The organism is Roseovarius sp., from assembly GCF_048262375.1.
Classification (GTDB): domain Bacteria; phylum Pseudomonadota; class Alphaproteobacteria; order Rhodobacterales; family Rhodobacteraceae; genus Roseovarius.
In genome coordinates, this window is record NZ_JBLXFE010000003.1 from 201,916 (window position 1) to 216,073 (window position 14,158).

The 14,158-nt window shown below is 59.6% G+C and carries 15 protein-coding genes; 9 read left to right on the plus strand and 6 right to left on the minus strand.

What is annotated here, in order from left to right; genetic code table 11:
- Window positions 1–128: 128 nt before the first annotated feature.
- Window positions 129–1,337 carry an aminopeptidase P family protein gene (locus tag ACN0SW_RS05185; RefSeq protein WP_417726845.1) on the plus strand — a complete coding sequence of 403 codons (1,209 nt, stop codon included), beginning with the start codon at window positions 129–131 and terminating at the stop codon, window positions 1,335–1,337.
- A 22-nt stretch (window positions 1,338–1,359) separates the two neighbouring features.
- Here the strand turns inward: ACN0SW_RS05185 and ACN0SW_RS05190 are convergent, their stop codons facing one another.
- The 6 genes from ACN0SW_RS05190 to ACN0SW_RS05215 all read right to left on the minus strand — a co-directional run bounded on the left by ACN0SW_RS05190 (window position 1,360) and on the right by ACN0SW_RS05215 (window position 6,855).
- Window positions 1,360–1,773, minus strand: a complete 414-nt coding sequence (locus tag ACN0SW_RS05190) for a BLUF domain-containing protein (RefSeq protein WP_417726846.1) — start codon at window positions 1,771–1,773, stop codon at window positions 1,360–1,362.
- Between the two features lie 548 nt (window positions 1,774–2,321).
- Window positions 2,322–3,395 carry a phenylalanine--tRNA ligase subunit alpha gene (gene pheS / locus ACN0SW_RS05195; protein ID WP_417726847.1) on the minus strand — a complete coding sequence of 358 codons (1,074 nt, stop codon included), beginning with the start codon at window positions 3,393–3,395 and terminating at the stop codon, window positions 2,322–2,324.
- 69 nt (window positions 3,396–3,464) lie between these two features.
- The gene (locus ACN0SW_RS05200) at window positions 3,465–3,929 is read right to left on the minus strand and encodes a DUF1203 domain-containing protein (RefSeq protein ID WP_417726848.1); all 465 of its coding nucleotides are present in this window, start codon (window positions 3,927–3,929) and stop codon (window positions 3,465–3,467) included.
- 81 nt (window positions 3,930–4,010) lie between these two features.
- Window positions 4,011–4,805, minus strand: coding sequence for an ion transporter (locus ACN0SW_RS05205; RefSeq protein ID WP_417726849.1), 795 nt, complete (start codon window positions 4,803–4,805; stop codon window positions 4,011–4,013).
- Between the two features lie 79 nt (window positions 4,806–4,884).
- Window positions 4,885–5,268: an HIT domain-containing protein gene (locus ACN0SW_RS05210; protein ID WP_417726850.1), complete on the minus strand. Its 384-nt coding sequence runs from the start codon at window positions 5,266–5,268 to the stop codon at window positions 4,885–4,887.
- 9 nt (window positions 5,269–5,277) lie between these two features.
- Window positions 5,278–6,855 carry a DUF5928 domain-containing protein gene (locus tag ACN0SW_RS05215; protein ID WP_417726851.1) on the minus strand — a complete coding sequence of 526 codons (1,578 nt, stop codon included), beginning with the start codon at window positions 6,853–6,855 and terminating at the stop codon, window positions 5,278–5,280.
- A 150-nt stretch (window positions 6,856–7,005) separates the two neighbouring features.
- Between ACN0SW_RS05215 and ACN0SW_RS05220 the strand changes: the two genes are divergently transcribed.
- The 8 genes from ACN0SW_RS05220 (at window position 7,006) to ACN0SW_RS05255 (ending at window position 14,105) form a co-directional block, all read left to right on the plus strand.
- Window positions 7,006–7,824 carry a sulfotransferase family protein gene (locus ACN0SW_RS05220; RefSeq protein WP_417726923.1) on the plus strand — a complete coding sequence of 273 codons (819 nt, stop codon included), beginning with the start codon at window positions 7,006–7,008 and terminating at the stop codon, window positions 7,822–7,824.
- Window positions 7,825–8,001: 177 nt separating this feature from the next.
- A complete protein-coding gene (gene rpsT, locus ACN0SW_RS05225; protein ID WP_417726852.1) occupies window positions 8,002–8,265 on the plus strand; it encodes a 30S ribosomal protein S20 in 264 nt (87 codons plus the stop codon).
- A 488-nt stretch (window positions 8,266–8,753) separates the two neighbouring features.
- The gene (gene dnaA / locus ACN0SW_RS05230) at window positions 8,754–10,100 is read left to right on the plus strand and encodes a chromosomal replication initiator protein DnaA (RefSeq protein ID WP_417726853.1); all 1,347 of its coding nucleotides are present in this window, start codon (window positions 8,754–8,756) and stop codon (window positions 10,098–10,100) included.
- 126 nt (window positions 10,101–10,226) lie between these two features.
- Entirely contained in the window at window positions 10,227–11,345 is a 1,119-nt protein-coding gene (dnaN, locus tag ACN0SW_RS05235) for a DNA polymerase III subunit beta (protein WP_417726854.1), read from the plus strand.
- Between the two features lie 9 nt (window positions 11,346–11,354).
- Window positions 11,355–11,780 (plus strand): type II toxin-antitoxin system PemK/MazF family toxin, encoded by a 426-nt coding sequence (locus ACN0SW_RS05240; RefSeq protein ID WP_417726855.1) that lies wholly within the window; start codon window positions 11,355–11,357, stop codon window positions 11,778–11,780.
- Window positions 11,781–11,950: 170 nt separating this feature from the next.
- Window positions 11,951–13,054, plus strand: coding sequence for a DNA replication/repair protein RecF (gene recF, locus ACN0SW_RS05245; protein ID WP_417726856.1), 1,104 nt, complete (start codon window positions 11,951–11,953; stop codon window positions 13,052–13,054).
- A gap of 2 nt (window positions 13,055–13,056) precedes the next feature.
- Entirely contained in the window at window positions 13,057–13,488 is a 432-nt protein-coding gene (locus ACN0SW_RS05250) for a VOC family protein (RefSeq protein ID WP_417726857.1), read from the plus strand.
- Window positions 13,485–14,105, plus strand: a complete 621-nt coding sequence (locus ACN0SW_RS05255) for a LysE family translocator (protein WP_417726858.1) — start codon at window positions 13,485–13,487, stop codon at window positions 14,103–14,105. The genes ACN0SW_RS05250 and ACN0SW_RS05255 overlap by 4 nt, the downstream gene beginning before the upstream one ends.
- The last annotated feature ends 53 nt before the right edge of the window (window positions 14,106–14,158 follow it).

Below are 14,158 nucleotides of genomic sequence, written 5' to 3' on the forward strand. Positions count from 1 at the left end.
CGCAAACCCGCTTGCCAGACCGCGCCCAATCGCTAAAACCACCGCAGGCCCGGGCGATGGCGTCGCCCCCTTTCGGCCTTTCCCCACAGTCCTGAACGCCGGGACCTTCTTTTGCAAGGAGGGTCACTATGACTGCACGTCCTGAATTCTATCGTTTCCACAATGGCGAAAAGGCCCCGCTGCCCTTTGCCGTATCCGAGTATGAGGCCCGGCTTGCCGGGCTACGCGCCATCATGGCCGAAAACGGCACCACCGCCGTTGTCCTCACGTCGATGCATAACATCGCCTATTACTCGGGCTTTCTCTATTGCTCGTTTGGCCGCCCCTACGCCCTTGTTGTCACCGACACCGATTGCGTGACGATTTCGGCGGGTATCGACGCCGGTCAACCGTGGCGCCGGTGCTTTTGCGACAACATCACCTATACCGACTGGCAGCGCGACAATTTCTGGCGCGCGATTCTGTCGGTCACGGGCGCGGGGCGCGTGGTGGGCTATGAGGGCGATCACCTCACGCTGATGCAGCGCGACAAGCTGGAGAATTTCCTCAAGCCCGCCGCGATGATCGACATTGCCCCCGCCACCATGCGCCAGCGCATGCGCAAATCGGTGGCAGAAATCACCCTCATCCGCTCCTGCGCGCAGGTGGCTGATGTGGGCGGCTATGCCATCCGTGACGCGGTCAAGATCGGCACCCGCGAGATTGACGTAGCCATGGCGGGCCGCGATGCGATGGAGGCCGAGATCGCCAAACGCTTCCCCGACGCCGAATACCGCGATAGCTGGGTCTGGTTCCAGTCCGGCATCAATACCGACGGCGCGCATAATCCCGTGACCGCCCGCGCAATCGAGCGCGGCGATATCCTGTCACTCAACACCTTCCCAATGGTGTCAGGCTATTATGTGGCGCTGGAACGCACCATGTTCGCGGGCGAAGTGGATGACGCCAGCCTGAAGATCTGGGAGGCCAACGTCGCCGCCCATGAATATGGCATGTCGCTGCTGAAACCCGGCGTCAGCTGCGCCGAGGTCACGCACAAGATCAACACCTTCTTTGAAGAACGCCAATTGTTGCAATACCGCACCTTTGGCTATGGCCACAGCTTTGGCATTCTCAGCCATTATTATGGCCGCGAGGCAGGGTTGGAACTGCGCGAGGATATCGACACAGTGCTGGAACCCGGCATGGTCATCTCGATGGAACCGATGCTGACGCTGGCCAATGATCAGCCCGGTGCCGGTGGCTATCGCGAACATGACATTCTGGTCATCACCGAGGACGGCAACGAGAATATAACGGGCTACCCCTACGGCCCCGATTTCAACGTCGTCGGCTGATCTTGAACGATATGGCGGTGGGTCACCCCGCCATATCACACCGGGCAGCGGCCAGACGTTGAAAAAATTTCAACGCCTCCTGCCCGGCAGAAAACCGCTCCACCGCGCCGCCGCGCACCTCGGCAATGCTCCAGACCCAACTTGGTGCGCGCTCTTCCAGCATCGACCACTCAGGAAACAACCGCACATCAATCTCACGCTGCATCAGACGCACCGGATTGACATGCCGGTCGTCCTTGACGATCCGATCATAGGCCGCCTCCACCATGAGCTTTGGACCTTCCAGCAATTGAAGATACAAATCCCCGCGCACGATCAATGCCCCGGTGATGCCGTCGCGCTCATTACAGCGCCGCGCATCCAGAAAAATCCCCGCCAGATTCGCATCATCATAGCCGAATGGCTGAGAGGCATATATTATCTGCGTCAGCGGCATGGGGTGGCTCCTTAAAACGTCATATTAGGCGACGCGGATCGCGCCGTCGATAGGAGAGTACCGTCGAACCCCGCATGAAGATCAATTGATCGCGACCCCACACCGGGCCGTACAACCATGGATCATTCACTTTAAGGCCCGTGCCACCTAAATACGAAACCGCCCAGCCCGCTTCAACCCACCCACAGGTATACGCCATACGTTAGCATAGCGTTAAACGGTGATACTGATAGGAGAGAATCGTCCGCTGAGAGACGATGAACCGTGCTGTCGCTAGGCCGCGGGACGGCCCAGCGATCACGCGGCGGCGCCTGCCGCGCCTTGAGTCCGCGCGAAAGAGGTCAACTATAGGGTGGAAAAACCGATCATTTGATTACATCGCGCTGAAAGGTCAGCCGGGATCAAGGACCAGCGCATCCTGCTTGATTTTCGCCGGCTTGGTACGTGCGCCCAAGCCTCGACTAAGCCATTATACTGCATCCCGTCGATGCCTGCCTCAGCGACAACCGATAAAGCCTGAGCCATAAGGTTGCTGCTGTAGACAAACATCACCTGCTCAACCCACCGTGCAGCGTCGGCTGATCGAGGCTGGCAAAGCCGTAATGCCGCAGCCAGCGCAGGTCTGAATCAAAGAACGCCCGCAAATCTGGGATGCCATATTTCAGCATCGCGATCCGGTCGATCCCCATGCCAAAGGCAAAACCCTGCCATTCATTAGGGTCAATATTCCCCGCCTGCAAAACCTTGGGATGCACCATCCCGGACCCGAGAATTTCGAGCCAGTCGTTGCCCTCGCCCACCTTGAGCGTGCCACCTTCCCAGCTACAGCGGATATCCACCTCGGCCGACGGCTCGGTAAACGGGAAATGCGAGGCCCGGAACCGCAGCTCGACATCATCCACCTCAAAGAACGCCTTGACGAACTCCTCCAGCACCCATTTCAGGTTGGCCATGGAAATATCGCGGTCAATCGCCAGCCCCTCGACCTGATGGAACATCGGCGTATGGGTCTGATCGTAATCGGCGCGATAGACACGACCGGGCGCAATGATCCGAATAGGCGCACCCTCGGCCTGCATCGTGCGGATCTGCACCGGGCTGGTATGCGTGCGCAAAACATGCGGCGGGCGCGCGTCGCCCTCAGCGCGATGCGTGTAAAACGTATCCATCTCGGCGCGCGCCGGATGGTGGCCGGGAATGTTCAGCGCATCGAAATTGAACCAGTCGGATTCGATCTGCGGCCCCTCAGCCACGGCAAAGCCCATATCGGCAAAAATTGCGGTCACTTCCTCGGTGACCTGACTGACCGGATGGATCGTGCCCAACCGCCGCCCGCGCGCAGGCAGCGTCACATCAAGCCACTCACCCCGCAACCGCTCATCAAGCGCGGCATCGCCCAGCGCCTGTTTCTTGGCGGCCAGCGCGCTGGTGATCTCATCCTTGAGCGCATTCAGACGCGGCCCGGCCTCTTGCCGCTCTTCGGGGCTCATCCGGCCCAATTCGCGCATCGCAAGGCTGATCTCGCCCTTTTTACCCACGGCCTGCAGACGCAAGTCCTCCAGTGTGGCCTCGTCACCGGCATTGACAATCGCCGTCAGATATTTTTCCCGCAGATCACTCATCGTATCCATCCCGCTGGTATCCCCGGCGAGTTACCGCGCCCCGCGTCCCAGTGCAAGCGATTGCGCCGTTCAACCCCGGTCGATCCGCGCCTGGTAGCAATTGTTGCGGGCAGACCGGACATGAAGATAGGCGACCTCGGGCCGCTCCAGCACCGCCTGCGCATAGCCTGCAACCTCTGCCGCCGCCACGACCCGGCCAGTGCCGTATACGATCCGGTCCTGCGTGTCATACCCTTTGAGCAGATAATCAGGACTGTCACACAGGACCTCTGGCATCGCCCCGCCCTCATGCCGCGCGCACGGCGCCGCACACAGGAAAATCGGCCCTGTTTCGGCATAGGGATGCAGCCCCGCAAACGGCCGATAGGCGAGGATCAGCATCTCTGCCCCCTCCGCGATGAACGTCAGACAATGGCGGCAGGGATTGCCGCTGCCCTGCGCCACATGGCGCTCAGGCGGGGCTCCATAGGCATCCGCCGCGCCAGCTTGCAGGGCGCGAACAGTCTCGGTGGGCAGGGCAGTGATCGTAATCATTCTTGGCTCTCCGGGCTGAGTTTCCTCAGAGTCTGCTCTCAAAACATCACAGACTCGACCCGATTCCTGCGCAAACGCCCCTCAGCCTTTGGGGGTCTTGTCCTGCCCCTCGCGGATCATCGCCTCTAGCTGCGTCAGCCGCGCCAACACCTCATCACGGTAATTGTCGGTCCTTTCCACATCCTCGGCATGATGCGCGTCCTGCATCGAGTTGACGATAAGACCAACCAAAAGGTTCACCACCGCAAAGGTCGTGACCATGATAAACGGCACAAAAAACGCCCAGGCATAGGGGAATTCCTCCATCACCGGGCGCACGATCCCCATCGACCACGATTCCAGCGTCATGACCTGAAACAGCGAATAGGCGGACCGCCCCAGATCGCCGAACCACTCGGGATAGGCCGCACCAAAGAGCTTGGTCGCCATCACTGAGCCGATATAGAACAGCATCCCCATCAGCAGAAAAACCGATCCCATCCCCGGCAGCGCTGTCACCAGCCCCTCAACCACCCGGCGCAACGAGGGCGCAACCGAGACCACCCGCAACAGGCGCAGAATCCGCAGCGCCCGCAGCACCGACAGCCCCTGCGTGGCCGGGATCAGCGAAATCCCTACAATCACAAAGTCAAAGATATTCCAGCCACGACGGAAAAACCCGCCGATCCCGCGCGCAAAGAGCTTGGCGACGATCTCAACCACAAACACCGCAAGGCACAGCTTGTCCAAGAGCGTGATCAGAGTCCCGGCCCGCACCATGATAGCGTCAGAGGTTTCCATGCCCAGAATGACGGCGTTGAAAAGAATGACGCCCAGAATGGCGTTCTGCACTCCGGGCGTGTCGATGAATGCGCCTGTACGGCTGCGAAATGTCATGGGCCTGCCTGCCAAATCCTGTCTCTGACCAATGCGCCCCATATGGGCGCACCGCCACGCTTGCACAAGCAGGGCACCCTCAGCTTTCGCTGCGCGCCAGCATCCGGCCCAGCGGACGACCGCCGAGGATATGCAGATGGTAATGCGGCACCTCCTGCACGCCATGGGCACCCGCGTTGGTGATGGCGCGAAAGCCCTCACCAGACCCCAGATGCACCCCAGTCATGCGGCAGACCTCAGCCACGGTACGGTTGAAATCAACAATCTCGGCATCCGTGGCCTCTGACGCGAAATGGTCATAGCTCACATAGGCGCCCTTGGGGATCACCAGCACATGCACCGGCGCCTGTGGCTGAATATCGTGAAACGCCAATGTGTGTGCGGTCTCCAGCACCGTCTTGTTGGGGATCTCACCCCGCAGGATACGGGCAAAGATGTTCTGGGCGTCATAGGCATAGGGCATCGGGCGTCCTCAATCTGCAAAAAGGTGTTCAGGTTCGGCGATCTCCTGCGCTTTTTCGCGCGGGATATCAAGGAACCGCGCCAAAAGATCAGCCCGCAGCCCACGGTCATCCGATTGGCGCAGGATCATATGATTCTCAAACTCGGAATCGCGAATCCGGTCGCTCTCATAGGTCATGTCGCCCCGGATCGTCGGCAACAGGCGCTCCAGCGTCTCCGGCGGGGTCTGCTCTCCGGCCAGCCCCACACGCATGGCGTGACCGGTCAGATAGTCATCGGTGAATTGACACTGAATCTCCAAAAGCTTGGTCACGGCCCGGTCGCCGCAAAAGTCCTGCAACAGATCAATGCTGCCGGGGTCCATGCACACCAACAGACGGTCGGTCTCATAATAATCGAACAGCATCCGCATCAGCGCGCGGCGGTGCCGCGTCCGCTTGGCCAGCGTCGCCTGCAACCCGCCCAGATCAGGCAGCGCGGTGCCCTCTTCATTAAAGAGGTACTCAATCGCGGGCACATTGGTCACTTGCCGGATACGCTCCAGCAGCCGCTTGGCCACATGCCATTTCTTGCAGACCACGATCATCAATTCCCGCTCGCGGCCCAGCGTGCTCTCGGTTTCCCAGAACCGCTGCGCAAACCGCCGCCCCTCGCGCCCCCGCGCGGTGAGGAACTGAAACAGACTCCGCCCCTCGTTGGAAATCTGGAATTGCGTCACCTCATCGGAATAGAGCGTGCCCAACCGCCGCTTCAGTTCCAGCGCCTCGGGGCTGATCTTGCGCGCAAAGAGATAATCCTGACTGAGCAACAGATCGTAATGGTCGTTATAGAATGTCACCGGCATGCCGTAATCGGTGAACATCAGAAACGTCAGCGTACGCGTCTCGATCTCGCGCTCAGGCACCAAATGGCGCACGAGGGTCTGAAAGAATGTCTCATCGGGAATCCATGTGGTCCGAAAGAACCGCATCACATCACGCCGCTTGCGGGTGAAATCTAGGATCCATTCCACCGTGCGTCGGCGCAGACACCACCACTGGCTGCCGATCTGAATCTGAATGTCATGCGGAATGGGGCGCTTCAGCCCCAGTTTGCGCTGCATGTTATATGTGGCATAGAACCGCTTCGGCTGAGAGCGCTCATTAAAGAAATGGCGATAGATCAGCCGCTCTTCCTTCATCCCGGTCTTGATCCAGTCACTGTCGAAATAATCAAAGCTTTCGACATAATCGACATCGCGATTGTCCAGAAACTGATGCGCGAACCGCGCCGACTTGATCGGTGCGCAATCCCCAGACAGCATATAGAAATGCGTGGCACGCGGAAATGACTCAACCGCCGCCTCCACAGCATAGAGCGTGGCTTGCACCAACGACCATGCGCCCCAGCCGCATTTGATCCGCTTTTTCGCAAAGGCGACATTGGGATTTTGCGCCAGCGCCGCCCTGATCTGACGAAACGCCTCCGGCTTGGCGCGGGCATCGAAATGAATCGCTATATAATCACCCGCCGCGGTCAGCATCTCTGCCTGACGGATGATCGCCTCAGGGTCTTTGTGACACAGCAGAATGAACGCGATTTTAGCCATTGCCGAAACGGTTTAACTCTCAATTTACCGACTGCTTACAGCAATAGACGTGAACAGCGCCTGAATAAACAGACTTTCTTTGGTTTTTTGAACAGGTTAGACAAGACGAAACCCGCAGCAAGCGGGAAAATGATGGTGGAGGCAGAGATCATGGGATTTCCCGGAACCTGGATGACCGAGAGCGAGAGCGTGGTGTATCGCGTGGTGCCGAAATGCGCCTGCTCGACCATTGGCCAGGTTCTTTATTACTCCGATCACGGTGTTTTCTTTGACGGAGATATCCATGACGCGACCGAAGGGCTGCACAAATGGGCGCGCGAGGACAGCCAAAAGCTGATCAATGCCAATGTCAAAACCCACACCTCCTATGCCTTTTCCTGTGTGCGCAATCCCTACACCCGCATCCTGTCCTCCTTCTTTGACAAGATCTGCGGCATTCAGCGCAACGGCAGCCGCTATCGCGGCAAGATGGTCCCGATGCTGATTCAGAAGTACGGCATCGAGGTGGGCGGCGACGACGGCAAGCAAGAGTTCGACCAGATCCAGAGCTTTCGGCGCTTCTTGCTCTTTGCCCGCGACACCATCCGCTGGAAACGCCCGATGGAGCCGGATATTCATTGGTCCGCCATGTCGGGCCATATCTCGACCTTCATCGTCAACGGTGGCCGCTACGACAAGATTTTCTGGACCGAAAAATTCAACGAGGGCATGGGCGAGGTGCTGGATGCGATCCAGACCAGACACGAACTCGACCTCAAGACGATTCCGCGCTTCAACGAATCCGAAGGTCACGGCCCCAAACGCGCCCACCCGGTCGAGGATTATTTCGACGATCTGTCAATGCATCTGGTTTATGAAATCTACAAACGCGATTTCGATCTCTTCAAATACGACTTTGAGAACCCCGCCAACAAAATGCCGGTGGCCGAGATTGACCTCGACGAGGTGCACGCCAAGCTGGGCGAGTGAACAACATCTAAACAACGTCGCCGCGGCAAGGGGTTGCATTCCGGGCAAACTGGCGTATACGGCACGCCAGACATGCGCGTGATGCCCGCTCAGGCAAGAATCACCTCGTTCGGCGGGGGCCCCGGTTGGGTATGACGTGCGTTTACACATATCGAACCTTGAAAGGGTCACTGTCACATGGCCAATACGCCTCAGTCCAAAAAACGCGCCAAGCAGAACGAAAAGCGTTTCGCTGTCAACAAAGCTCGCCGTTCGCGCATCCGTACCTTCCTGCGCAAAGTAGAAGAGGCGATTGCATCGGGTGATCAAGATGCAGCTGTAACCGCGCTGCGCAATGCTCAGCCCGAACTGATGCGCGGCGTCACCAAAGGTGTTGTGCACAAGAACACAGCAGCGCGTAAGATTTCCCGCCTGTCGTCGCGCGTCAAGTCGCTCGGCTAAGGTTTTCGTCCAAGTCTTTGAAGATAAAGGCACTGCGTCCCGCGGTGCCTTTTTTCGTGACCAAGCTTCAAAACGACCCAAGAGATTCTTTTCAGCGAAAGCCTCTGTCAAGCGCATTGATAAGTTGCCGCCGCGCCCCGGAGGTTGCTAGTTTCAGACCTGCGATTCACGCTTGGGGGGACGGGCTGCATCGGCGCTGGGCAAACGGGGGAAACCCCCCGATTCAGGGCCGTTAATGAGCATTTTTGCTCTGGCCATGTCCATTGCGAACGTATTTTGGGGTCAAAAACCGCGTAGCTATGGGGCAGGCTGCGCAACACCGTATTTGACCTCGGAATGCGCGCTTATTGACCAGAGGTCATGCGACCGTTGCATCTGTCAACGGCATGCAGGGCTTTTGCCAATCCACGGCTGTATCGCATGAGATCAGACCTGTGTTTGCCGATCACGGCAATGCAGTAGGGCAGAGTCGCGGAAACGGGGACAGAATGACACAAGAACAATGGGGCCAGTTGAAGCAGAAACTTCAGCAGTCAGTCGGGCAGAGCAATTTCAAAAACTGGATTGAACCGCTCGAATTCGCCCGGGTCGATGATGGCGTCGCGACCTTTCACGTCCCCACCAGCTTTCTCGGCAACTATGTCTCGCAGCATTTTGGCGATCTGATCCTTTATCAGATGACCACGCTCACTCCGGGTGTCCGGCGTGTGCAGTTCCGCGTCGCCGCCAACAGTGGCGCGCGCCCCACGCGGCCCGTCGCCCCGCCGCCGGTTGAACCTCAGGCCGATAGCATCGTGCCCTCGGCCCCTCTGGACGACCGCTTTACATTTGACAGCTTCGTTGTCGGCAAACCCAACGAACTGGCCCATGCCGCCGCACGCCGGGTGGCCGAATGTGGCCCCGTCACCTTTAACCCGCTCTTTCTCTATGGTGGCGTTGGCCTGGGTAAAACCCACCTGATGCACGCCATTGCGTGGGAATTGAAAACCACCCGCCCCGATCTCAACGTGGTCTATCTTTCGGCGGAACAGTTCATGTACCGCTTTGTGCAGGCGCTGCGCGACCGCAAGATGCTGGATTTCAAATCGGTGTTCCGTTCGGTCGATGTGCTGATGGTGGACGATGTGCAGTTCATCGCTGGCAAGGACAGCACCCAAGAGGAATTCTTTCACACCTTCAACGCGCTTGTGGACCAAAACAAACAGATCGTGATTTCCGCAGACCGCGCCCCCGGCGAGATTGCCAATCTTGAGGAACGCATCAAATCGCGCCTGCAATGCGGCCTCGTGGTCGATCTGCACCCGACTGATTACGAATTGCGTTTGGGCATCCTGCAATCCAAGGTCGACCGCTACCGCGCGCAATATCCCGACCTCGTGCTCAATGACGGTGTGCTTGAATTCCTTGCGCATCGGATCAGCACCAATGTCCGCGTGCTCGAAGGTGCGATGACCCGGCTGTTCGCCTTTGCCTCACTGGTGCGCAAACCGATCACACTTGAACTGACCCAGGATTGTCTCGCCGACGTGCTGCGCGCCTCTGAGCGCAAGGTTTCGATCGAGGAAATCCAGCGCAAGGTTTCGGACCATTACAACATCCGCCTCAGCGATATGATCGGCCCCAAGCGCACCCGCTGCTACGCGCGGCCCCGACAGGTGGCAATGTATCTGTGCAAACAGATGACCTCACGCTCACTGCCCGAGATCGGCCGCCGCTTTGGCGGACGCGATCACACCACCATCATGCACGGCGTGCGCCGCATCGAGGAACTCTGCCTTCTGGACGGGCAAATCGCCGAAGACCTGGAGCTTCTGCGCCGCACTCTTGAGGGCTAAGAGGCGGCAGCCCTTGACGCTACCGGAATTCCAGCCGAAAACACCAAGAAAACACTTGAGGTGCGGGGTAGAGTTGCTACCTTGCCCCTCCCGGGCATTGGACCGGCACCTGACAGGAGCGAGGGTATGAAACTCAGCATCGAACGCGGCGCATTGCTCAAGGCCGTGTCCCAGGCCCAATCCGTGGTGGAACGGCGCAATACGATCCCGATCCTCGCCAATGTTCTGATCGAGGCTGAAGGCAGCAACGTACAGTTCCGCGCCACCGATCTTGACATCGAGGTGGTGGACAAGGCTCCGGCTCAGGTTGAGCGCGCTGGCGCCACCACCGTTTCGGCGGTCATGCTGCATGAGATTGTGCGCAAACTGCCCGATGGATCGCTGGTCACGCTCAGCGACGATGGCGCCTCGGGTCGCCTCACCGTGCAGGCCGGGCGCTCCAATTTCAATCTCGCCACCCTGCCGAAAGAGGACTTTCCGGTGATGGCGTCATCGGAATATGCCAGCAATTTCTCGGCCCCTGCGCCGGTGCTGCGCCGCCTCTTTGACAAATCGAAATTCGCCATTTCCACCGAGGAAACCCGCTATTACCTCAACGGCGTCTACATGCATGTCGCGGATGCCGATGGCGGCAAGGTCCTGCGCTGCGTGGCCACCGATGGCCACCGCCTTGCCCGGATCGACGCCGATCTGCCCGAAGGGGCAACCGACATGCCCGGCGTAATCGTCCCGCGCAAGACCGTGGGCGAATTGCGCAAACTTCTCGAAGACGATGAGATGAAGATCGCGGTGTCGGTCTCGGAAACCAAAATCCGTTTTGCCACTCCCGACATCACCCTCACCTCCAAGGTGATTGACGGCACCTTTCCTGACTACACCCGCGTCATCCCGCAAGGGAACACCCGCCGGATGGAAGTGGACGCCGCCGAGTTCGCACAAGCCGTCGACCGGGTGGCAACCGTCAGCTCCGAGCGCTCGCGCGCCGTGAAACTCTCGCTCGACGAGGACCGCTTGATCCTCTCGGTCAACGCCCCCGACAGCGGCGCCGCCGAAGAAGAACTGGCCGTGGCTTATGGCGACGAGCGGCTAGAGATCGGTTTCAACGCCAAATACCTGCTGGAAATCGCCAGTCAGGTCGACCGCGAGAACGCCGTTTTCCTGTTCAATTCCTCAGGCGACCCGACCCTGATGCGCGAAGGCAATGACACGACGGCAGTCTATGTCGTGATGCCGATGCGGGTGTAAGGGCAGCACTTGGCGCTCAGGTATCACCCCAAACAGGGGACCATTTTGCGCGTCCAGTTCGACGCTGCCTTCAAGGAACCTGAAATGGTAAAGCCGCGTTTATGCGTGGTAATCTCGAAGCCAATACAGGCACGCGTGGGCCTTTGTACGGTGGTGCCGCTGAGTACAACACCGCCAAAAAACCCGATGCCCTATCATTGTGAGATCGACATTCCGTTTCGCTTGCCCGATCAGTGGGGTAAAAGAATCCGGTGGCTCAAGGGAGATATGGTTTATTCGGCGGGCTTTCACAGAATGGATCTGCTCTTACTCGGCAAGGACCGAACCGGCAAACGGAATTACCAGACCCAGACCCTTGCGATTGCCGATATGACACGTGTTCAGGCCTGCGTTCTACATGGATTGAGCCTGTCCTCGTTGACAAAGCACCTCTGAGCGCACATATTCTCTCTGTCGCGGCTCTGGAAACATCCGCATTAAGACCCCAACCGGGGCCATCAGACCCTCCGGCGATATCAAGCCGTGGTCTGATGCTGAAAAGCCCCGCCTCGTGGTGGGGCTTTTTGCTTCTGGTGCCTTAAGAGGACGCAGGCTAGTCATATCCAATGTCCCTCTATCTTTCATCCCTGACGCTTTCGCATTTCCGCTCGCATAAATCCGGGCAGCTGTCGCTTGATCCGCGCCCAGTCGCCATTCATGGCCCCAACGGCGCGGGCAAAACCAACCTGATCGAGGCGGTCTCGCTTCTGTCGCCCGGCCGTGGCCTCCGGCGGGCTGCGGCACAGGATATGGCGCGACGACCGGAATCTCTGGGTTGGAAAATCACCGCGATCCTGCACTCGCTGCACAGCGTCCACGAAGTCGAGACCTTTGCCGAAGGCACCGCCGCCCGGCAGGTCCGCATCGACGGCAAAACCGCCACCCAGCTTGCGTTGGGCCGCATCGCCCGCGTGCTCTGGCTCATCCCCGCCATGGACCGGCTCTGGATCGAGGGCGCAGAGGGCCGACGCCGCTTTCTCGATCGCATGACCATGAGCTTTGTTCCCGCCCATGCCGAGTCAACGCTTGCCTATGACAAGGCGATGCGCGAACGCAACAGATTGCTCAAGGATCAGGTGCGGGACGCCCATTGGTATCTGGCGCTGGAACGCCAGATGGCCGAGTCGGGTGCCGAAATCCACGCCAACCGCCAACATGCCCTCGCCCTTATCATGGGCGCGCAGATGCAGGCCGAAACCGCCTTTCCGACGGCCGAACTGGATCTGACCCAGACCGAAGGCGATATGCCCGACACCGCCCAAGACCTGCGCGACGCACTGGCCGAGAGCCGGTTTCGCGATCTCATGGCCGGGCGCACCCTGATTGGCCCGCACCGCGCTGATCTCTACGGGGTCTATGCCGCCAAGGGCGTACCCGCCGCCGATTGTTCCACCGGCGAGCAAAAGGCGCTCTTGGTCTCGCTCATTCTCGCCAATGCCCGTGCCCTCGCGCGCGATTTCGGCGCGCCGCCGCTTTTGTTGCTGGATGAGGTCGCAGCCCATCTTGACGCCACCCGCCGCGCCGCGCTCTATGACGAAATCTGCGCACTGGGCGCTCAGGCGTGGATGACCGGCACCGGACCCGAGCTTTTCTCCGAACTGGGCGCACGCGCACAACATATCCACGTCACCGACATCGACAGCATCAGCCAGATTTCACAAGAGACCTAACCATGACTCCGCAACGCGTCACTTTGATCACCCTTGGCGTCGATGATCTCGACCGGTCGCGTGCCTTTTACGCGGCCCTTGGCTGGGCCCCGGCAGAGGCGCTGGATGAGGTCGTGTTCTACCAGATGAACGGGCTGGTCCTCGGCCTCTTTGGCAAGGCGCATCTCGCCGTCGATCAGGGGCGCCCGGATGCTACCCTCGGCACCGGCGCAATCACGCTGGCGCAGAACTATTCGACCGAAGCAGAGGTGGACACCGCCTTTGCCACCGCCCTCGCGGCCGGGGCCACCGCGCTCAAACACCCCGAAAAGGTGTTTTGGGGCGGTTACTCCGGCTATTTCGCCGATCCCGACGGCCATGTCTGGGAACTGGCGATGAATCCCTTCTGGCCGCTCTCCGAGGATGGCAGCCTGACCTTACCAGAGGCCCCATGACCATCGCCCCTTTCGATCTATTGCTTTATGCCGCCGCCATGGCCGGGCTCTGGGCCGTACCGGGCCCGGTCTGGGTCGCCCTCACTGCGCGCTCCCTCTCTGGGGGCATGCGCGGCGCGTGGCCCTTGGCCGTGGGCGTGGCATTGGGCGATCTGATCTGGCCGCTCTGCGCCATCCTTGGCCTTGCATGGGTGCTGTCGGTCTATGGGGATGCGCTCTCGATGCTGCGCTGGATCGCAGCGGGGGTGTTTATCGTGATGGGATTGCTTCTGATCCGAGCGCCCGCGCGCGTACCCGGCGCCGACAGCCGCATGACCCGCCCCGGCATCTGGGCCGGATTTTCCGTCGGCGTCGCGGCGGTGATCGGCAACCCCAAGGCGATCTTGTTCTACATGGGCTTTCTGCCGGGCTTCTTTGATCTCTCTGCCGTCACCGTGCCCGACATCGCCGCAATCCTCGCGGTATCCGCCATCGTGCCGATGCTGGGCAACCTTGCGCTGGCGTTCTTTTTGGACCGCGCGCGCCGCCTCCTGCAGAACCCCAAGGCCATCGCACGGCTCAATCTCTGCTCGGGTCTGCTGCTGGTTCTTGTCGGGCTTGTCATCCCCTTTACCTGAAGTCGCGAAGCCGCAAAATATGGGGGAATGACGTGACATTCCCCCCCATACTT